The sequence below is a fragment of the Mesorhizobium sp. M0030 genome (assembly GCF_040323695.1).
Lineage (GTDB): Bacteria > Pseudomonadota > Alphaproteobacteria > Rhizobiales > Rhizobiaceae > Mesorhizobium.
In genome coordinates this window covers 496,189-513,688 of sequence record NZ_JAMYVE010000002.1, presented here as the reverse complement: position 1 = coordinate 513,688, position 17,500 = coordinate 496,189, and the positions used below count along the sequence as shown (strand labels likewise).

The 17,500-nt window shown below is 61.7% G+C and carries 24 protein-coding genes; 13 read left to right on the top strand and 11 right to left on the bottom strand.

Features of this window, described 5'->3' with window-relative positions:
- Positions 1-97 precede the first annotated feature (97 nt).
- The 5 genes from NKJ80_RS06490 to NKJ80_RS06470 all read left to right on the top strand — a co-directional run bounded on the left by NKJ80_RS06490 (position 98) and on the right by NKJ80_RS06470 (position 4,315).
- A complete protein-coding gene (locus NKJ80_RS06490; RefSeq protein ID WP_352497265.1) occupies positions 98-1,267 on the top strand; it encodes a cystathionine beta-lyase in 1,170 nt (389 codons plus the stop codon).
- A gap of 225 nt (positions 1,268-1,492) precedes the next feature.
- The gene (locus tag NKJ80_RS06485; RefSeq protein WP_023727878.1) at positions 1,493-2,581 is read left to right on the top strand and encodes an HPP family protein; all 1,089 of its coding nucleotides are present in this window, start codon (positions 1,493-1,495) and stop codon (positions 2,579-2,581) included.
- A gap of 103 nt (positions 2,582-2,684) precedes the next feature.
- Entirely contained in the window at positions 2,685-3,353 is a 669-nt protein-coding gene (locus NKJ80_RS06480; protein WP_050588467.1) for an RNA polymerase sigma factor, read from the top strand.
- Positions 3,354-3,468: 115 nt separating this feature from the next.
- Positions 3,469-3,993 carry a DUF4142 domain-containing protein gene (locus NKJ80_RS06475; protein ID WP_023697729.1) on the top strand — a complete coding sequence of 175 codons (525 nt, stop codon included), beginning with the start codon at positions 3,469-3,471 and terminating at the stop codon, positions 3,991-3,993.
- Between the two features lie 10 nt (positions 3,994-4,003).
- Entirely contained in the window at positions 4,004-4,315 is a 312-nt protein-coding gene (locus tag NKJ80_RS06470; RefSeq protein ID WP_352463016.1) for a cupredoxin domain-containing protein, read from the top strand.
- Here the strand turns inward: NKJ80_RS06470 and NKJ80_RS06465 are convergent.
- On the bottom strand, positions 4,291-5,175 hold the full coding sequence (locus NKJ80_RS06465) for a crotonase/enoyl-CoA hydratase family protein (protein ID WP_023743016.1): 885 nt from the start codon (positions 5,173-5,175) through the stop codon (positions 4,291-4,293). The genes NKJ80_RS06470 and NKJ80_RS06465 overlap by 25 nt on opposite strands.
- Before the next feature lie 83 nt (positions 5,176-5,258).
- Between NKJ80_RS06465 and NKJ80_RS06460 the strand changes: the two genes are divergently transcribed.
- Positions 5,259-5,849 carry a TetR/AcrR family transcriptional regulator gene (locus NKJ80_RS06460; RefSeq protein ID WP_023727874.1) on the top strand — a complete coding sequence of 197 codons (591 nt, stop codon included), beginning with the start codon at positions 5,259-5,261 and terminating at the stop codon, positions 5,847-5,849.
- 99 nt (positions 5,850-5,948) lie between these two features.
- On the opposite strand, the gene NKJ80_RS06455 is transcribed toward NKJ80_RS06460, so the two are convergent.
- Both NKJ80_RS06455 and NKJ80_RS06450 read right to left on the bottom strand, forming a co-directional pair.
- Positions 5,949-7,175, bottom strand: a complete 1,227-nt coding sequence (locus NKJ80_RS06455) for an anion transporter (RefSeq protein ID WP_031194071.1) — start codon at positions 7,173-7,175, stop codon at positions 5,949-5,951.
- 766 nt (positions 7,176-7,941) lie between these two features.
- The gene (locus NKJ80_RS06450; protein ID WP_352497264.1) at positions 7,942-8,142 is read right to left on the bottom strand and encodes a hypothetical protein; all 201 of its coding nucleotides are present in this window, start codon (positions 8,140-8,142) and stop codon (positions 7,942-7,944) included.
- A 309-nt stretch (positions 8,143-8,451) separates the two neighbouring features.
- On the opposite strand from NKJ80_RS06450, the gene NKJ80_RS06445 reads away from it, so the two are divergent.
- The 5 genes from NKJ80_RS06445 to NKJ80_RS06425 all read left to right on the top strand — a co-directional run bounded on the left by NKJ80_RS06445 (position 8,452) and on the right by NKJ80_RS06425 (position 11,421).
- Entirely contained in the window at positions 8,452-8,778 is a 327-nt protein-coding gene (locus tag NKJ80_RS06445; protein ID WP_023727873.1) for a hypothetical protein, read from the top strand.
- Positions 8,779-9,551: 773 nt separating this feature from the next.
- Positions 9,552-9,719: a Thivi_2564 family membrane protein gene (locus tag NKJ80_RS06440; RefSeq protein WP_023671469.1), complete on the top strand. Its 168-nt coding sequence runs from the start codon at positions 9,552-9,554 to the stop codon at positions 9,717-9,719.
- 13 nt (positions 9,720-9,732) lie between these two features.
- Positions 9,733-10,026, top strand: coding sequence for a hypothetical protein (locus tag NKJ80_RS06435; RefSeq protein WP_023814798.1), 294 nt, complete (start codon positions 9,733-9,735; stop codon positions 10,024-10,026).
- Positions 10,027-10,187: 161 nt separating this feature from the next.
- Positions 10,188-10,658 (top strand): GFA family protein, encoded by a 471-nt coding sequence (locus tag NKJ80_RS06430; RefSeq protein WP_023814799.1) that lies wholly within the window; start codon positions 10,188-10,190, stop codon positions 10,656-10,658.
- Positions 10,659-11,226: 568 nt separating this feature from the next.
- On the top strand, positions 11,227-11,421 hold the full coding sequence (locus NKJ80_RS06425; protein ID WP_023684343.1) for a hypothetical protein: 195 nt from the start codon (positions 11,227-11,229) through the stop codon (positions 11,419-11,421).
- 70 nt (positions 11,422-11,491) lie between these two features.
- On the opposite strand, the gene waaF is transcribed toward NKJ80_RS06425, so the two are convergent.
- Positions 11,492-12,514 (bottom strand): lipopolysaccharide heptosyltransferase II, encoded by a 1,023-nt coding sequence (gene waaF / locus NKJ80_RS06420; protein ID WP_352497263.1) that lies wholly within the window; start codon positions 12,512-12,514, stop codon positions 11,492-11,494.
- Positions 12,515-13,024: 510 nt separating this feature from the next.
- Here waaF and NKJ80_RS06415 point away from each other — a divergent pair.
- On the top strand, positions 13,025-13,897 hold the full coding sequence (locus NKJ80_RS06415; RefSeq protein WP_081727289.1) for a glycosyltransferase family 25 protein: 873 nt from the start codon (positions 13,025-13,027) through the stop codon (positions 13,895-13,897).
- On the top strand, positions 13,818-14,012 hold the full coding sequence (locus NKJ80_RS06410) for a hypothetical protein (protein WP_023814802.1): 195 nt from the start codon (positions 13,818-13,820) through the stop codon (positions 14,010-14,012). The genes NKJ80_RS06415 and NKJ80_RS06410 overlap by 80 nt, the downstream gene beginning before the upstream one ends.
- Before the next feature lie 19 nt (positions 14,013-14,031).
- On the opposite strand, the gene msrA is transcribed toward NKJ80_RS06410, so the two are convergent.
- The 7 genes from msrA to NKJ80_RS06375 form a co-directional block, all read right to left on the bottom strand.
- Entirely contained in the window at positions 14,032-14,550 is a 519-nt protein-coding gene (msrA, locus tag NKJ80_RS06405) for a peptide-methionine (S)-S-oxide reductase MsrA (protein ID WP_023814803.1), read from the bottom strand.
- A gap of 68 nt (positions 14,551-14,618) precedes the next feature.
- On the bottom strand, positions 14,619-14,942 hold the full coding sequence (locus NKJ80_RS06400) for a hypothetical protein (protein ID WP_023814804.1): 324 nt from the start codon (positions 14,940-14,942) through the stop codon (positions 14,619-14,621).
- A gap of 3 nt (positions 14,943-14,945) precedes the next feature.
- Positions 14,946-15,137: a hypothetical protein gene (locus tag NKJ80_RS06395; protein ID WP_023671459.1), complete on the bottom strand. Its 192-nt coding sequence runs from the start codon at positions 15,135-15,137 to the stop codon at positions 14,946-14,948.
- Positions 15,122-15,361 carry a hypothetical protein gene (locus NKJ80_RS06390; RefSeq protein WP_023684348.1) on the bottom strand — a complete coding sequence of 80 codons (240 nt, stop codon included), beginning with the start codon at positions 15,359-15,361 and terminating at the stop codon, positions 15,122-15,124. Before NKJ80_RS06390 ends, NKJ80_RS06395 begins: the two co-directional genes overlap by 16 nt.
- Before the next feature lie 96 nt (positions 15,362-15,457).
- Entirely contained in the window at positions 15,458-15,661 is a 204-nt protein-coding gene (locus NKJ80_RS06385) for a Pam3-gp28 family putative phage holin (protein WP_023689878.1), read from the bottom strand.
- Positions 15,658-16,350, bottom strand: a complete 693-nt coding sequence (locus NKJ80_RS06380) for a glycoside hydrolase family 108 protein (RefSeq protein WP_023814806.1) — start codon at positions 16,348-16,350, stop codon at positions 15,658-15,660. Before NKJ80_RS06380 ends, NKJ80_RS06385 begins: the two co-directional genes overlap by 4 nt.
- A 170-nt stretch (positions 16,351-16,520) precedes the next feature.
- Complete coding sequence (locus NKJ80_RS06375) at positions 16,521-17,465, bottom strand: glycosyltransferase (RefSeq protein ID WP_023814807.1); 945 nt, start codon at positions 17,463-17,465, stop codon at positions 16,521-16,523.
- Positions 17,466-17,500 lie beyond the last annotated feature (35 nt).

The window sequence follows — 17,500 nt, the reverse complement described above, 5'->3', positions numbered from 1 at the left end:
TTGGCCTATGCAAAGGGCACCGCCTGGCGGGCGCCCGCTGTTGCACGGCCAATGCCGCCGCTCTATGGCTAGCGCTTTCACCACAAGGCGAAGAGCAATGGCGACTGACGGCAACGAAATGGGTATCAACACGCGGCTTGCCCATTCGGGCAACAATCCGCACGACTATTTCGGCTTCGTCAATCCGCCAATCGTGCATGCCTCGACCGTGCTCTATCCCAATGCGTCGGTGATGGCGGCGCGCAGCCAGAAATACACCTATGGCACACGCGGCACGCCGACCACCGATGCGTTGGCGCATGCGATCGACGCGCTGGAAGGCTCCGCCGGCACCATAATCGTGCCGTCGGGCCTGGCGGCGGTGACCGTCCCGTTGCTGGCGTTTCTCTCGGCAGGCGATCACATCCTGATTGTCGATTCCGTCTACCATCCGACCCGCAATTTCGCCGACACGATGCTGAAGCGGCTGGGTGTCGAGGTCGAGTATTACGCTCCGCATGCCGGCGCCGGCATCGCCAGCTTAATCAAGCCGAACACCAAAGTCGTGTTTACGGAATCACCGGCCTCCAACACCTTCGAGGTGCAGGACGTTCCGGCGATCGCCAAGGCCGCGCATGAAACGGGCGCCATCGTCATGATGGACAACACCTGGGCAACGCCGCTCTATTTCCGTCCGCTCGACCACGGCGTCGATATCTCGATCCATGCGGCGACGAAATATCCGGCCGGGCATTCGGACGTGCTGCTGGGCACAGTGTCTGCCAATGCCAACTGCTGGAAGCAGCTTTGCGAGACGTTCTACACGATGGGCTGCTGCGCCGGCCCCGACGACGTCTACCAAGTCCTGCGCGGCCTGCGCACGATGGGCGTTCGGCTGGATCACCATCAAAAGAGCGCGCTTGCCATTGCCGTCTGGCTTGAAGGCCAGCCCGGCGTGGCCCGCGTGCTGCACCCGGCGCTTCCCAGCCACCCCGACCACGCGGTGTGGAAGCGCGATTTTTCCGGCTCTAGCGGCATCTTTTCCATCGTGCTCAAAGGCGGCGGCCAGAGACAGCAGCATGCCTTCCTCGATGCGTTGAAAATCTTCGGTCTCGGCTATTCCTGGGGCGGCTATGAGAGCCTCGCCGTGCCGGTCTTCCTCGGCGACCGTACCGTCGCCAAGGGCCCCTATGACGGCCCGCTGATCCGGCTGCAGATCGGACTCGAGGATGTCGAGGACCTCAAGGCCGATATCCTGCGCGGGCTGGAAGCGGCCGCTGCGGCATGACACCAGCAAACTTGCGAAGCTGATTCCGCTGGTCCGCCCAACCCGTTGAAAGGATTGGCGAGCGACTTTCGCAGGCGATCGACGTCGCAAAGCCGCTCATGGGTCGACCAAGCGCAATGTTATTTCCCCAATGCGCGCTTTTTCGGATCGGTTTGACTTTCAAAATCGTCGGTCCAACGCCATTGCAGGCGCTGCGCGCACAATTCCAGCCGGACTGAGCTTGCCATGGCCTTTCGTCTCTTTGTCCCCATTCTCGCCGGCGCGACGCTGCGCGAGCGCCTCATCGCCTGCATCGGGGCGATGATCGGCATTGCGCTGACCGGCGCGATCGGCGCGCTGGTGCTTGGCAATGGCCCGCATGTGCCGCTGCTGGTGGCGCCGATGGGGGCGTCGGCGGTGCTGCTGTTTGCGGTGCCTGCAAGCCCGCTGGCGCAGCCATGGTCGATCATCGGCGGCAATACAATATCGGCGCTGGTCGGCGTGATCGTGGCCCATTTCGTCCATCAGCCCGTTCTCGCCACGGGCATTGCCGTGGCGATGGCGATCGCCGCCATGTCGTTCTCGCGCTGCCTGCATCCGCCGGGCGGAGCCGCCGCACTGACCGCCGTGCTCGGCGGGCCGGCCGTGATCGGTGCGGGCTTCCTGTTTCCGTTCGTGCCGGTGGCGCTGAACTCCATGATGCTGGTCGCGCTCGGCTATGCTTTCCACAGGCTGTCGCGACGCAGCTACCCGCATGTGCCGGCCCCTGCCCCGAAAAGCACGCACGGAACCATCGATCCGCCGGCTCAGGAGCGCATCGGCTTCCGGGCCGAGGACATCGATGCCGCGCTGGCTGCGCTCGACGAGACCTTCGACATCGACCGCAACGATCTCGAACAGCTGCTGCGACAGGTCGAACTGCAAGCGACGATGCGCGCACACCGAACCATGTTGTGCGAGGACATCATGTCCCGCGACGTGATTTCGGTCGATGAACACGCGTCCGCCGATCGGGCGCGTCATCTGCTGCTCGACCACAATATCCGCACGCTGCCGGTTGTCGACAAGGACGCCAGGCTGGTCGGCACCGTTGGATTGAGGGAATTGGCGCGAGCCGACGAAGCCGTCGGAAGCGTTACGTCGACAGCGTCGACCGCCGCCGCCGGTACGCCCGCCATGGCCCTGCTACCGGTGCTCACCGACGGCCGCACCCATGCAGTCATCATCGTGGACGGGGACAGCCGCATCCTTGGCCTGATCACGCAGACCGACCTGCTTGCGGCCACGGCGCGAGTGCAGGCTGCTGACAAGCCGCTGGCGGAAGCAGTATTCTAGGCGCCGTCGGAGCCGGGCGAAAATGGCCGGGAACCTTTTGCCGGCGATGTCATCCAATGTCTTGATCGAGGTTTCGGACGGGGATTGGATCGAGGAACTGGCCATGCCTGCTATATCTGTACCAATGCCCACGGCTGCTTCAAGCGAGATGCTTCTCGTGCGCCGCGCGCTGGCACGCGAAGGCAACGCCTTCTGCATCATCATGAAGACCCATAATCAGCGGCTCTATCGCATCGCTCGCGGGGTGGTGCGCAACGATGCCGAAGCCGAGGACATCGTCCAGGAGGCCTATGTCAGAGCCTTTGCCCATCTCGATGCCTTTCGCGGGGAGTCCTCATTGGCCACCTGGCTGTCGCGCATCGTCATCAACGAGGCGCTCGGCCGTCTGCGCAAAAGGCGGCGGACGGTGGCGAAAAACCCGCAAGCCGAAATCATCCAGTTCCCCCTCAATCCCAGCGACGATCCGGAGCGGACGATGGCGCAGCGGCAGATCCTCGAGTTGGTGGAACGGGCGACCGACAGCCTGCCCGATGTTTATCGGACGGTGTTCGTGGCGCGGGTTATCGAGGGGCTCAGTATCGAGGAGACCGCCGAGCTGCTTGGCGTGCGGCCGGAAACCGTCAAGACAAGGCTACACCGCGCCCGCGCCCTGGTACGCAAGGCACTCGACGACCAGATCGGGCCGGTGCTGCTCGACGCCTTCCCGTTTGCCGGCCGGCGCTGCGACAGGCTGACCAGCGCCGTCATGCAGCGGCTCGGCCTGGAGAGCTGATCATCGGCTGATTTGGCCGATTTCCCCGGGAACGTTTGCCGCCGCTGCGCATCCAATGACCGTCAACTGAAAAACATGGCCCGGCGCGATCCCGCGTCCGGGCGAAGGAGATGCCATGCTTACCCGACACACCGCCGCCCTCGCTGCCTTGCTGCTGCTTGGCGCTGCCCCGCTCGCACAAGCCGCCGACAAGCCGACGGACCCGCAGATCGCCCACATCGCCTACACGGCAGGCGTCATCGATGTGGAAGCCGCCAAGCAGGCGATCAAGAAATCGAAGACCAAGGAGGTCGTGGATTTCGCCAACGACATGGTGCGCGACCACGAAGCGGTCAACGCGCAGGCACTGGAACTGGTAAAGAAGCTGAAGGTGACGCCGGAAGACAACGCAACCAGCCAGGCGCTGACCAAGGCTGCGGCCGAGGAGCGGGCGAAGCTCGCCAAACTCGACGGCGCAGCCTTTGACAAAGCCTATGTCGACAACGAGATCGCCTACCACAAACAGGTCGACGGCGCGCTTGAAACCCTTTTGATCCCATCGGCCAGCAATGCCGAGTTGAAGAGCCTGCTGCAGACCGGCCTGAAGATTTTCCAGGGCCATGAACAGCACGCCGAGCATGTTGCAGGTATGCTGAAGTAAGGACCAGGCCATGTCGAAACGGCTGCTATGGATTGCACTGGCGCTGGTCTTCGGGACCTCACCCGTGCAGGCCGAAACCATCCAGGTCACCGTCGACAAGCTTGTCTTTTCGCCGACCACCGTCGAGGCGAAGGTCGGCGACACGATCAAGTGGGTGAACAATGACGTGTTCGCCCACACGGCTACCGTCAAGGGCGGCTGGGAAGTGATGATCCCGCCGAAGTCAACAGCGAGCCTGACCCTGCAGAAGGCGGAAGCGGTCGACTATTTCTGCCGCTTCCACCCCAACATGAAAGGTCATCTGGCCGTGACGGCGCCTTGATCGCGGTCCGCAAGCCCGTCCTGCTGCGTTGAGGCTCGCCTGGCTTCATCCGGCCGGGTGATGTGCGTCCACGAGCCGTGACAGCCCGGCTGGCGGCGTGCGATCCAGGCATCCAGCCCTTCGCGCAGATCAGCGGTCGGAGCCATGCGGGCGAACTGCTCGGCCTCGACAGCCAAGCCATCCGCGATGCTCTGGTTCAGGCCGCGCGCCACTGCTGTGAGGATCGAGGCAATTGCTGCAGGAGAATGCCTGGTCACGCGCCGGGCGAGATCAATTGCGGCGGGCATCAGCTCCTCATGCGGCACCACCTGATTGACGAGGCCGAGTTCGAGGGCGCGCGGCGGCGGGAACCAATCGCCGGTCAACAGCAGCTCGAGCGCCCGCTTGCGCCCTGCCAGCCTCGGAAGCCGCTGCGTGCCGCCGAAAGCAGGCGGCATTGCAAGGTTGATCTCAGGCTTGGCGAACAAGGCGCGGTCGCTGGCGATAGCGAGCGGCACGGCTTCGGTGATCTCGCAGCCGCCGCCGAAGGCGATGCCGTTGACGGCGGCGATGACGGGCTTGCGGAATGCCTCCAGCCTTGCAGTCAGCCGCTGTCCGCGCATGACGAAGTCGCGCAGGGCAACGTCGACGCCGATGGCCACGCTGCCTGAGAATTCAAGGATGTCGGCGCCGGCGGAGAAGGCGCGCGCTCCTGCTCCAGTGAGGATGATGGCGCGGATGGCATCGTCGGTCTCGGCGGCATCGAGGAGCGCAAGCAGGCGATCAATCAGCGCATAGTTCAAGGCGTTGAGCTTTTCCGGCCGATTAAGTGTGAGGATGGCGATCCCGTCGCGGGCCTCGGTGAGCACAAGCTCGGTCATGTCTTTTCCTTCCCTGTGTTTGTCGACCGGAGAGGATCAGGCTTTCGGTTGTATGTATATTCACTAGTCGGTATACTTGCCCTATGAGCGAAGCACCGAACCCCACCCGCAAACGCATTGTCGATGCCGCAACGAAGCTGTTCTATGCCGAGGGGATCGGCCGCGTCAGCGTCGATGCAGTGGCGGAAAAAGCCGGGCTGACCAAGCGCACGCTCTACTATCATTTCAAGAGCAAGGACGATTTGATCGCGGCCTATCTCGACGGTCGCGACCAGCCGAACCTCAAGCAGATGGCCGGCTGGTTCGAGACGGCCGAAGGCGATGTCGAGCGCAAGGTCGAGGCGATTTTCACCAATCTGGCGCGCGTGGCGAAGCACCCGAAATGGAGAGGCTGCGGCTTTCTGCGCACGGCAGCCGAACTCGCTTCCATGCCCGGACACCCGGCCGTTAAAGCGGGGGCGCGGCATAAGCAGAATTTCGAGACCTGGCTGGCCGGCGAACTCACAGGCCACGGCGTCGACGAGCCGCAGACCCTGGCGCGCGAAATCGTGCTTTTGATGGACGGCGCGTTCTCGATCATGCTGATCCACCGCAACCCCGACTATGTCGAGGCGGCCGGACATGCCGCTGCAACGCTGGTTCGGGCAAGGTCAGGATCGGCGACTATCCGCTAGAGCGTTCATCGTTTAATGAAGACGGCGAAACACGCTATCTCTTTGTTTTGACGCAATTCCGGACCGAAAAACCGCTTCACACTTTTTCCTGGAATTGCTCTAGAATCCAGCCGCCAGCCATGCCGTCCCGACGGCAAGGGTCAGCAGCGTCAGTGGCAGGCCGACCTTGAAGAAGGCTGAGAAGGACAGCTGCGTGCCGGCCGCCCGCGCCTGTTCGGCGACGATCAGGTTGGCGACTGAGCCGAGCAAGGTGAAGTTGCCCGCCAGCGTCGAGCTCATCGCCACCACCAGCCAGGCACGCCCGGGGTTTTCAAGGCCGGGTATGAATGGCCGCAGCGCCAGCACGGCCGGAACATTGCTCATGATGTTGGAGAGCACCGCGGTGAAGCCCGATAGACGCCAGACGTCGTCCAGCCCGAGGTTCTTGGCCGAGGCGATGATGTCGGGCGTCAGCAGCGTCTTTTCGGCGCCGGCGACAACGATGAACAGGCCGGCGAACATGAACAGCAGCGGGCCGTCGATCTCGCGGTAGATGCGGGCCGGCTTGATGGCGCGGGTGAGCAGCAGGATGGCCCCGCCGATGAGCGCTGCCTTGGCAACCGGAACGCCGGCGAAGAAGGCGATGGCCAGGCCAATGCAGACAACCACCGCCTTCAGCACCTGTCCCGGCAGCATGCGGCCGCGATAGACTTCCGGGTTGAGATCGGCGGGGCGGGCGAATTCGGCGCGGTAGACGATGCGCACGATGACGACGACCGCGACGAGGCCGAAGAGGGCAACCGGCGCCAGGGCGGCCGAAAAGGCTGGGTAGGAAATTCCCGACAGCGCGCCGATGACCATGTTCTGCGGGTTGCCGGTGATGGTGGCGACGCTGCCGCAGTTGGACGCGGTGGCGGTGGCGATCAGATAGGGAATGGGATTGCGATTGATGACACGGGTGACGTGGACGACGATCGGCGCCATGACCAGGCAGATGGCGTCGTTGACCAGGAACGCCGACAGCACGCCGGTCAACAGCGTCACCATCACCAGCAGCACGAAAGGCGCGTGCGCATGCTCGATAGCGTAGGCGCCAAGCGCCCGGAAGGCGCCGGACACCTTCAGATGCGCCACCACGATCATCATGCCGAGCAGCAGCGTAATGGTGTCGAAATTGATGGCGCGATAGGCATCTTCCATACTGAGTGCGCCGATGGCGATCATCGCCGCCCCCCCCAGCAAGGCGATCCCTGCCCGGTCGAGACGGAGGCCTGGAATACGCCCGACTGCGACGCCGGCATAAGTCAGGACAAGGATCAAAAGTGCCGCTGCGCCCATCAATGTCATTGGCAGACATCCTTGTCCAAACGAACCGACGCAGGAACGGACTGTTCCCGCTCAGGCATTTGCCGGGCAGCTTTAACGCCGCTCCAGCAAAGCGAAAGCCTATAACGATCCGAATGCGAAAATCGGTGGGCAAAATCGCGGGTCGACCGATGCCGGGAGCAACCGGAGCTTGATCTTGAGACGGCCGAAATTGGGAATGAGACACGCGCGGCGGACTGCGGCGGACTGAGATCGCCATCCGCGAAACTTCCCCCTCGGAAGGCTCGTGATCTATGTGATTAAATTCTAATTTAGGCTTTCCGGGTATGGATAGCTTAGCCGTATTTCGGCCTTGGGGTTTCAGATGGTCCAGGTTCTTGAGAGGGAATGCCGTGTCTCGGAAAACGAGGCTCTGCTGGCGCGTCCGATAGAATGTCCACAATGCCACGGAACCCGCAAGGTGTTTGTCTGTGCCCGGTGGGCGAGCTCGGACGGCCATTGCTGCCCTGGAGGAACACACCGGCTCAGGTGCCCCGGTCACAGCGTCACGTGCATGGAGTGCGAAGAGAACCTTGAGCGTATCTGAAAGCGATCGCGACCGTTTCCTGTTCGGAAAACGCAAAAAGCCCGCTCCGGCGAACCGGAGCGGGCTTTGCAACCATACGCCAAGAGTACCCTGCTGAGACCAGTACCCTGCCGAGAGCCGACCCGCTTTGCGTTTCCGCCACTGCAATAAATTGGTAGCGGCACTTCCAGAAAAAGCGATTGTTGGCTAACCGCCGTCGGATTACTCGCCCGACTGGCCGTCGCCAGTCACACTGCTGCCCAGAATTCCAAAGTCCTGAGACTTAGTTCCTTGTCCCGCAGTCAGGAATCCATCCGCATCCAGGCCGCGCCGCAGCAGTTCCCGCACCGCCGCGGACCGGCTTGGCATGCGCTTTTCGAAGCGCCAGTTTTCCAAGGCAGCCAATTCCTCGGCTGTCAGCATGATCTGCAGTCGCTCGGGTCGTTCCAGCTAGGCCATTCGCGCCTCCAACCGTCAAGACCAAAAATATGGTGAGTTAGTATGTGTCTCAATTGCAGTATAGCTAGGGGTCCCCGTGCAGCGCGTCAAGAGAGGCTGATGGGTGACTCACATACAAGACCAACGATGAGGAAGACACGCCGATAGCACAACCCGCGCAGTCTGCTAACTACTTGATTTACCTGAGAATATTTTATATTCTTCTTGCCATCGGAAGGTCGTTGGCGCATCTTGACCACGACGGGACAACCGGCTCCTGAAAGGAAGGTTTCCATGCGCTACGGATATTCGGCTCGGCTACGGGAGGATCTCAATTCACGGGTCCTGGGCGCGCTGCGCTCGCGCGGAATGGTCAATATTGCGGTGGTTGCCGAGGACATACGATTGCGTAACCTGGACGAGAACGTCGCCCTTGAAGATGTCGAGCGGCTTGTGATGCAGACGGCCCAACTCTACGGCGCGGTGATGGAATTGGACGGACTGACCTCCGTCGAGGCGGGGAGATTGACTTCGCTTGCCGACGATAAGCACGAACTGTCTGGCATCGGCAATTCCGACACCACAGGCGGCCAAACCGCTCCCCTGCTGGGATTGTCCTAAGGCGCGACCCGCTCTTTCAATCGACAAAATCCGCGAGAGAGATTTGGACCGAGCGCAGCGGCGCCTGGAGCGTCCAGACGACGCCTTGTTCCCCAAATTCCAGTTGTCCGGTGCCGCTAAGCGCTTGTGGTGCAACCCGCTTGAGCACGACGGAGCCAAAACCGCGGCGCGTCGTCCCACTCAGGTTCGGCGGCCTCGTTGTAGAAGGTGATGCGGCCCTGTGTGTCGATGGTGTAGGCTGCAACGGGCAACGCTTCCAACAAACTGGCGGGCCCGACACCTGGGATTCCAATCCCCGCATGTTGGATGACGTATTCCCCTACCCCAAATTCCCCACCTGCTCGATTTGCCCGTTCCGCGGTAGCTGAGATGCACGTGCGAGGTTTCGGTTCCCGTCGTCCCCTTGGGACGGCAATTGTTCTCCTCAGAAAAGGCGATCACCCGCCGGGCGGCGCCGGATCTCAGGGCTCGCGCAAATGTCGACAACGAAGCGCAACTCAGGCCGTCTTTGTCGGAAGCTCGTCAACCCGAGGCGGTTCTCCCGTTAGCCCCGCCTGACGCCAGCAACAAGTTGCCTGGAACTGTGTCGCCGATGGCAAACGACAACATTGCGGCAAACAGGCCCTGATCGGCATCCAGCTTCAAAGGCCGCGGAACGTTGTTTCGCAGCCTTTACGCTGCGCCGATGGCTTCGCATCGACAGGAACCAATCAAGGGCCAGAGCGTTTGCCGCTGCGTACTCTTCTCAGACGTAGCCAGACGGAGTGAGGGACATGGCTTCATCGGTACTTATCGGCATTCTGATCACTTTCCTGGTGATCATCCTGGTGCTCTATCTCATCCAGCGTCTGCCGCTCGATGGCCGCACGAGGCAGATCGCGCAGATCGTTGTCATCATTATCGGCATCATTTCGCTGTTGAAATACCTGGCCGTATTTTAGGATAAGGATCGCCATGACATCCCAAACAATCGCATGGATCATTGGAACGGCGTTGTTTGCAGCAACAAGCACGGCCTACGCCCGACCCGACACGCGTTCGATGAGCTGCGAGGAGACGCAGCACCTGATCCAGAGCCATCACTCGGCGGTGTTGACGACCGGCCGGAATACTTACGATCGCTATGTCCGCCAATACGGCAACGAGTGCGACTGGCCGGAGGTGCCGGTCGCTGCCTCCGTTCCGACACGTGATGGCCAGTGCCGTGTCTATTGGTGCCGGGAACCGGTGTTCGATTTCCCGAACTGACATATCCAGCAGCCTTGCGGCGGTCGTTGCCATGGCGCTCCCGGGTTCAGACGATGCATTGCGCGAGGCGACATGGAACCCTTGCGCCGCGCGTGAATTGATTGTGCGCATGGCGCTGCAAGATGTAGCGGTGTGATGCCCAACCAGATGGAGGAGCGGTCATGCCCAATGATACAAGGCGGAGCGGCAGCTGCCTGTGCGGCGGCATCCAGTTTTCGGTGACGGGAGATCCCTTTCGGATTGGCCTTTGCCATTGCAAGGACTGCCGCAAGGCTAGCGGGTCGGCTTTTTCGGCGTTTGCAGTGTGGCCGCTCGAGGCGTTCGAAACGACGGGTATCGTCAACAGCTACGGCGACAGAAGTTTTTGTCCCACCTGCGGCGGCCGGGTCCCTTTGGTTCGTGAGAATGAGGTGGAAGTGACGATTGGCAGCCTCGATGAGGTGCCCACCGAAGGGCTGGAGCCCAGCTATGAACTCTGGGTCAATCGCCGTGAGCACTGGTTGCAACCCTTGCCTGCCGCCCGGCAAATCGAGCACGACCGGGTCGATGACGAGCCGACAAACCGGACAGCCGAACCGATTTCTGACGGTGTCGAGACGCCGTCTAGCTTGCCGCAACGCAAGTCGGCCTAGCGCGAGCGGCGCAGACAGCCGGCAGGCAGGAAATCGTTCTCGAAACCGCCCGATGCCGACAGGGCCGGGTCCGACAACATTTCACCCGGTAGAAGCCAAACGCAAAAAGCCCGCCTTGGCGTCAGCCAAGGCGGGCGGTAGATCATCCGGCCTGCGCTGCCGTGGAACGATGGGTTGGCCAAAGCCCTGGGCTGAGACCCGGTGCCGTTTGTAAGCGGCGATTGACTACGGAGCGGCCCGGTCAGCTGGAATTCGTCTTGTGGTTGCAACCATGGTACGTTTTGTTTGGAAACGAGAGCTTAAGACCACGCAATATCGTTACGTCAACTACGCTGCCCAAGTATCTCGTGGTGTGAACTGGAGGAACCTTCCTGACTTGTACAAAAGAACGCTTTGTTTATTTTGTTTCCGTCACATAGTGTAGCGAATCTTGAAGCCGGATGGGGCGGCTTTCATGCAGCCAGCGCCTTCGCAGGATTGCGGTCCGCACGTGCAATATCCACTTCACGGCAATCTTCATGCAAGCATAGCCAGCGCAAAGTTCATACGCAGACGTTGGGGGGCACCGATGGACCAGCCGAGCAAAATGGAGAACCTGCAGTTCGCGCAAGGGATACTGCGGGAGCTTAGGCAGAAAGCCGAAGCCGACGGCGAGAAGCTTCTGACTTATCTCATCGACATGGCCTACCTTGAAGCCAGCGACCGCATCCGTGCACATTGGGTCGGCAATCACGAGCCCGAAAGCCGCAGGGCCATGGGGTAACCGAAACGCGGCGATGGTTGCCCCCACGGGGCGTTTTTAACCAGACGCCTGGGGCCGGGGAGACCATTGGTCAGTTGGCGATACCGGCTGAGATGTCAGCCAGAGCCTCCCTCACCCGAGTTTCGCTGATGCCCCGCGTGTCCTTGACCCAGCTGGGCGTCGAAAGCGGCGGTTCGATAAAGCGAACATGGTTGTTTACGGGCCCATGCACATAGGGGCGATTCAGCCCGTAGATGAGCGCGCATGGGACGTTCAGGGCAGCGGCGGCGTGGGAAATCCCGCCATCAACCCCGAGGAACATGGTCGACGCAGCGATTTGGCACATCGCGTCAGCAATCGACGGGGTCGAGGTGAAGTCGATTGCCTCAGGAATGGCGGCGCGGATTTTTGCGGCACCGGCGTGCTCGCGCGGTCCGCCTACAATCCAGATTGCCCAGCCGCGATCATGATGGTCTCTGGCGATCGAAATGAAGCGCTCGACGGGCCACGAGCGGAAATTCTCAATGTCGGCAGTATAGAGCGCCAGGGCCGGTCGGCCGGCATCGATATTCTTGTGCTGGCGCCAATCGTCCAACTCGGCCGGATCGACCACAAGCCGGGGCGCCGGCCACTCTGCGCCCGCAGCCGGCTTTTCGCCAAGCGAGGCAATCGAGCAAACCTCCTCGAAGAGCCGCGTCTTGCGGGGTCCGAAGGCCCATAGATGCGCCAACCAGCCGGCGGGGAAGCGATTGAGGAGGCCGAATTGCAACTCCTGCGGATAGCCGATGCGCTCCTCTATTCCGGCCATGAACGCCATCAGCGCCGCCTTGGTGCTGCTGGTCATCAGATAGGCCGTACGGTAATTTTCCTTGCGCAACTCGCCAACCAGGCGGCTGCGCTCGCCAAAACCGGGGCGCTGATGACGCTTGGCAAGCGTCCAGCCCTTCCTGACATGCGGCATCAGGCGCGCCAGCGGCGCTGCGACAGGCGAGGTGACGACATCTATGGGGCGATCAGGAAATCGCGCAGCGATGATCTGGATGGCGGAATGGCAACGGACGAAGTCGCCGACCGCGGGGAAGCCGACGAAGAGGATTGGATCGCCGGTCGTCAAGGAAGCGCTTCGCCGTCAACGATGCGGAGTGTAGGGGTCGCGCGAAAATGGACGGGAGGCATTTCGGGATCGATCGAGGCGTGCAGGACTTCGTCCTGTGGGCGGCCGGTGCCGGCCGACGACCTAGCGCCGGTGCAAACCAAATCGACATGACGCTGAATCGGCCGCATTGACCTTGCCTCACAATGCTCTCAAGACGGCCCAGTTGCGTCACGGGCTGGGCATTGTCAAGGTCGCGCCAGAAACGCAAAAAGCCGCGGCGGCCTCGACCGGGTTACGGAATCGTTAATCAGCGCTTGCTACTATTCTGGATGACCAAGAATCTCGGCAATGCGCCCACGACCATCTCCAGGCAACAGCCAAAGACCTCCGCTCTTGGTCGGCTGGCGCCCGCCCTGTTTCCCCTTGTGGTCGTCGCGCTTGGATACATGATCGGCCGGCAATTCTTCGGCTTCTAGGGCGACTCGACTCGTCTATCCGCGCACGGTTAAGCCTCGCGCCTCGCCGGGGATGCAGTCAATGTCCACCCAACCTCCAAAATCAACCGGCGGCACGTACGCCGCTACCCACTGCCCCGCACGTAAGCAAATTTTGTGCAATAACGGGAACGTGATATTCACTGATCACCGGACAAAGGGGGCGCTGATGAGGTGTCTGGTGATCAATCTTGATCGTTCTCGCGATCGGCTGGCGCATGTCGCGTCCGAGTTCGGCCGGATCGGAGTACCATTTGAGCGTGTCTCCGCCATTGATTGCCCCGATTGCTGCTCTGTCGCCAAAAGCCCGCTGAGCGCTGCTGAGGTTTGCTGTTTCCTGAGCCACCGCTCGTGTTGGGAGATCGTTGCGAACGGCGCGGATCAATATGGCGCGGTTTTCGAGGACGACGTCGTTTTCGGCGCTGGCGCCGGCTCGCTGCTTGCTTCCGATCGATGGGTGCCACGCGATGCCGATGTGATCAAGCTGGAAACGCATTTTGCCAAAGTGAGGGTCGGACGCAAGGAAGTCGCTCTCGATGATGGGTTTTCGCTTGCCAGACTTTATGGGCTGCACGCGGGCGCCGCAGGCTATGTCCTCTCCAGATCGGCAGCGCAAAGATTGCTGCGCAGGACCATGCATCTGAGAGGAGAGGTCGACTTCGTTCTTTTTCACCCAGGATTCATGACCTGCTCGCTCAACCGAATCTATCAGATCATGCCGGCGCTTTGCGCACAGCACCATTTTGTTTCGGGACGAGAGCGCAAGCCTCGTGCGACGGCCCGGGAGGCGGCCAAAGCCGTTTCTCGATCGAATTGTTGGAGAAGCGGTGCGAACCTTCGCCTATCTTCGAAACCAGAGCCTGACCGGAACAAAGAAGATCGAGGCCGTCGCGTTCTCAGACTCTGAGGTCGACGACAAACCCGTCCACGGCGCGTTCGTCTATGGGCAGCCCGAGCACGGCCACCTCTACGAGGCGGCCGGCATACCGATCGCGCGGAAGAATAGTTCGACCGCCAGATAAGCAGACGATAGCGGCTGCGTTACGAAACAGCCTTTTCGCGGACCGGAAGCTTCCAGCCCGGCCTGACAAAGTGGCAGGTATAGCCGTTGGGGTATTTCTCGAGATAGTCCTGATGCTCTGGCTCCGCCTCCCAGAAATCGCCCGCCGGCGCAAGCTCGGTGACGACCTTGCCCGGCCACAGTCCAGAGGCATCGACATCGGCGATGGTGTCTTCGGCGACGCGCTTCTGCTCGTCGCTGGTGTAGAAGATCGCCGAGCGATAGCTCATTCCGACATCGTTGCCCTGGCGGTTCCTGGTGGTCGGATCGTGGATCTGGAAAAAGGATTCGAGCAATGTGCGAAAGCTGATCCTGGCCGGATCGAAAACGATCTCGATGGCTTCGGCATGGCTGCCGTGGTTGCGATACGTGGCGTTGGGCACATCGCCACCGCTATAGCCGACGCGGGTAGAGATCACGCCGGGACAGCGCCGGATCAAATCCTGCATGCCCCAGAAACAGCCGCCGGCAAGGACTGCACGTTCGGTGGACGTCGCCATATCATACCTCCATTGGATTGCTCCTTAGGTAGGCATTGTCGCTGGCTTCTTCCAGCATCTCAAGTGCATCACTCGTTGCCGGCCGAGCCGAACCGCCGCACGAGGACCTCGAAGACGATGTCGGAAATCCACATGGCCGAGACGCCGATCAAAAAGGCGGCGGCGAGCGTCGTGGTGTCGTCGGCCGGATCGGGGATAGGCATGCCGGTTGCCCTGAACCAGGCGACGGCAGGCAGCGTCAGATACGCAGCCGCCAGCGCCCCGCAGATCGGCGAGGCAATCATCTCGCGCAGCTTGTAGCGATGGCGCGACAGTGCTCGCAGCACGCCGCCAGCTAGCCCGGCGGCGACGACCGGCCCCTTGATGCCGAGCATGTCGAAGAGGTTGTGCATCGGCTAAGGCCTCCATCCGCAGAGCTTTTGTCCCTTGCGGTTGTGCGCCAGGAGCGCTCTCGCCTCGGCGTCCGACAGGACGTCGACGGCTTCGGCCGACAGGCGCAGCGGGCTCGAAATCGCGCAGAAGCCGCCCGAAGCAGTCGTGCACCCGGCAAGCGCCACAAGCAGCGCAAGCATCAGTCCCTTGCCCATGATTTCAGCTCCTTTCGAACAGCGTCCGCCGGCAGTGCGCCGACGTCGTTCTGCACCTGCTCAGCGACCGCGCGCGCCGCGGCCTCAGCGGCCGCCAGTTTGCCGCGCTCGGCCCTGGCGCCGGCCAGCCGCTGGTGAGCGCCCCAGCAAAGGGCGGCGATGACCGATGCCAGGAAGCCCAGCAGCGCTTTGTTGCCAAGCAGGACGGCGAGGAGCGCGCTCACAGCAGCCACCCGGCGACAAGCCCGGCGGCAAAGCCGATAGCAGAGGGTTTCGCGGCTTCGAGATAGGCGATGAGCAGTTGTTGAAACCCTTCCATGTCAGTGCTCCCAGCCGGATTTGCGGGCCAACCAGTGCCAGGTCTCGGTGACCGAGGCGATGGCGAGACCGGCGGCGATCTCCAGACCAGCTTGAATGTCGGGGTCGGAAGAAAATGCCGCCGCGTCGTCGGCGCCGAGCAGGCCACGCGCGACCAGAACACCGGCGCCGTAACGCAAGCCGATGCGGATGAAGACGGCGATCATGTCGAACTCCTTGCGAAAATCGATTTCAGGATTTGAAGCAGCGCACGCCAGAACGGCAGGCGTTCGACGGGGCTGACGCGCCCGCCGGTAGACACCGGCGGCATCGCACTGCCGGGCTTCGGCGAGAGCGCTGATGGCAGGGTCGGGGAGCCCGGCAAAGGTGCCGGAGCGGGCTGTAGTGCCGACATCAACAGCGCCTGGGAACGGACCGACCTGATGCGATCGCTCCAACCCTTGCCGAAAACCGGCCAGGTCGGCAGCCGCCGCAGGAATGCCAGGCGGGCATCGCAAAGATCGTCGATGACTGCGCCCGGTGGCCTGGCGCCCACAGCTTTGAGCGTGGCCGGGCCGATCCTGCCGTCCTGTGCGGTGCCAACTGCCGCCTGCAGATATTTAGCCGCCCTGCCCGGCCCACTGTTCACGGCGAAGTCGAAGACAGCATAGTCGACACCGCCGGGAAGCTCGGCGCCGGCTACCGCGTCCCAATAGAAGCGGCGATAGACCGTCGCCACCTGAGCGTTGCTGATCTCTCGCAGATCGGCCTTGCTGGCATCCGCCTTCACGTAGCGGCGGAAATTGGCGATGGTAACGCCTTTCATGGTAGCGCCACCGGGATCGGCCGGATTGTCGGACCAGCCGCCTTCCGATTTGAGGACGAGCGCAAGCGCCCGCGCGAAGTTGCGGTCCATGGGTAACCTCTGGAGATTGTGGAATTTAGCTCGGAGATTTTAGCCAGTCACAGATCACGCAAAGGAGACGAGTGTCCTGTTGATCCTGTTTGTGCCGACGGCATGTCGGTTGGCCAGCTATAACGCTTCCTCACCGGATAGGAATTTTGGATGGAGCGGCTAAAGCGGGCTCACGGAAGCACTTCGCCGTCAAGGATGCGCTTATAGAGTTCCAGGTAGGCCGTTGCGGTTTTCTGGATCGGAAATCTTTCGGCTGCCGATTCACGGCATGCTCGCGCGGAAATGCTGTTGATCTCATTGAGACCGTGAGCAAACTCATCATCGGTTTCGAAGAAACGCCCGCTGTCTGCATCGACCGTTTCGGCAAGCGCACCGCACCGAGTGGTCAGCACAGGCGTTCCGCACAGCATTGCTTCGACCGCCGCCATGCCGAACGGCTCTGCCCAGGAGATCGGGTTAAGGAAGGCGTACGCCTCGCCGAGCAATCGGAGCTTTTCCTCGCCATCAACAGTGCCGTGGAAGCGGTAGCGCCGCGATAAGCTCTTGAAGAACAGAGACTCTTTCCGGGTTTGGCTGCGCCCGAGCAACTTCCACCTCGAGCCACCCGCAATATCGAGAGCGAAGTTAAATTTCTTCGCCAGATCGACGGCCCGGTTGAGGCCCTTCCCGGCCCTCGCGATACCGCCCAAAAACAACAGCCGCTCACCTTTCCGATCTGCCAGCCGGTAGGCATCCACAGGGAAGCCGTTGTAAACAAACGTTTCTCGATCATGATGATGCGCGTGACTGGCGCTGACGAAGCTGTAATTTTGCCCCTTCCTCGGGGCGTTTGGAACATAGCCGTGCAGAGTGTAAAGCGCACGATATGGGCTTTCTACATCGTACCAGCCGTTGAAATGCACGATGTCAGTATTGATAGGGATCGCCCCCAGACATTCCACTACTGACGCGGCCTGCCGGACCTCGCAACGCGGATGGGTGGAGCCCACTCCGGCAATGAGTGTGATTTCATGTCCGAGAGATGCGAGTGCGCTGGCGAGCCAATCGATTTGCCGCTGGGTGCCGCCATAGCCTCGACAGGGAATTTTGCCTTGCACTGCAATAGTAATATGCATGTTCCAACGTTTAGACCGTTGCTCACATTTCGCAA

Excerpts from the sequence above, each read along its gene's own strand:
- NKJ80_RS06490 (WP_352497265.1), top strand. The coding sequence starts at position 98 with ATGGCGACTGACGGCAACGAAATGGGTATCAACACGCGGCTTGCCCAT.
- NKJ80_RS06485 (WP_023727878.1), top strand. The coding sequence starts at position 1,493 with ATGGCCTTTCGTCTCTTTGTCCCCATTCTCGCCGGCGCGACGCTGCGC.
- NKJ80_RS06480 (WP_050588467.1), top strand. The coding sequence starts at position 2,685 with ATGCCTGCTATATCTGTACCAATGCCCACGGCTGCTTCAAGCGAGATG.
- NKJ80_RS06475 (WP_023697729.1), top strand. The coding sequence starts at position 3,469 with ATGCTTACCCGACACACCGCCGCCCTCGCTGCCTTGCTGCTGCTTGGC.
- NKJ80_RS06470 (WP_352463016.1), top strand. The coding sequence starts at position 4,004 with ATGTCGAAACGGCTGCTATGGATTGCACTGGCGCTGGTCTTCGGGACC.
- NKJ80_RS06465 (WP_023743016.1), bottom strand. The coding sequence starts at position 5,175 with ATGACCGAGCTTGTGCTCACCGAGGCCCGCGACGGGATCGCCATCCTC.
- NKJ80_RS06460 (WP_023727874.1), top strand. The coding sequence starts at position 5,259 with ATGAGCGAAGCACCGAACCCCACCCGCAAACGCATTGTCGATGCCGCA.
- NKJ80_RS06455 (WP_031194071.1), bottom strand. The coding sequence starts at position 7,175 with ATGACATTGATGGGCGCAGCGGCACTTTTGATCCTTGTCCTGACTTAT.
- NKJ80_RS06450 (WP_352497264.1), bottom strand. The coding sequence starts at position 8,142 with ATGCTGACAGCCGAGGAATTGGCTGCCTTGGAAAACTGGCGCTTCGAA.
- NKJ80_RS06445 (WP_023727873.1), top strand. The coding sequence starts at position 8,452 with ATGCGCTACGGATATTCGGCTCGGCTACGGGAGGATCTCAATTCACGG.
- NKJ80_RS06440 (WP_023671469.1), top strand. The coding sequence starts at position 9,552 with ATGGCTTCATCGGTACTTATCGGCATTCTGATCACTTTCCTGGTGATC.
- NKJ80_RS06435 (WP_023814798.1), top strand. The coding sequence starts at position 9,733 with ATGACATCCCAAACAATCGCATGGATCATTGGAACGGCGTTGTTTGCA.
- NKJ80_RS06430 (WP_023814799.1), top strand. The coding sequence starts at position 10,188 with ATGCCCAATGATACAAGGCGGAGCGGCAGCTGCCTGTGCGGCGGCATC.
- NKJ80_RS06425 (WP_023684343.1), top strand. The coding sequence starts at position 11,227 with ATGGACCAGCCGAGCAAAATGGAGAACCTGCAGTTCGCGCAAGGGATA.
- NKJ80_RS06415 (WP_081727289.1), top strand. The coding sequence starts at position 13,025 with ATGCAGTCAATGTCCACCCAACCTCCAAAATCAACCGGCGGCACGTAC.
- msrA (WP_023814803.1), bottom strand. The coding sequence starts at position 14,550 with ATGGCGACGTCCACCGAACGTGCAGTCCTTGCCGGCGGCTGTTTCTGG.
- NKJ80_RS06400 (WP_023814804.1), bottom strand. The coding sequence starts at position 14,942 with ATGCACAACCTCTTCGACATGCTCGGCATCAAGGGGCCGGTCGTCGCC.
- NKJ80_RS06395 (WP_023671459.1), bottom strand. The coding sequence starts at position 15,137 with ATGGGCAAGGGACTGATGCTTGCGCTGCTTGTGGCGCTTGCCGGGTGC.
- NKJ80_RS06385 (WP_023689878.1), bottom strand. The coding sequence starts at position 15,661 with ATGATCGCCGTCTTCATCCGCATCGGCTTGCGTTACGGCGCCGGTGTT.
- NKJ80_RS06380 (WP_023814806.1), bottom strand. The coding sequence starts at position 16,350 with ATGGACCGCAACTTCGCGCGGGCGCTTGCGCTCGTCCTCAAATCGGAA.
- NKJ80_RS06375 (WP_023814807.1), bottom strand. The coding sequence starts at position 17,465 with ATGCATATTACTATTGCAGTGCAAGGCAAAATTCCCTGTCGAGGCTAT.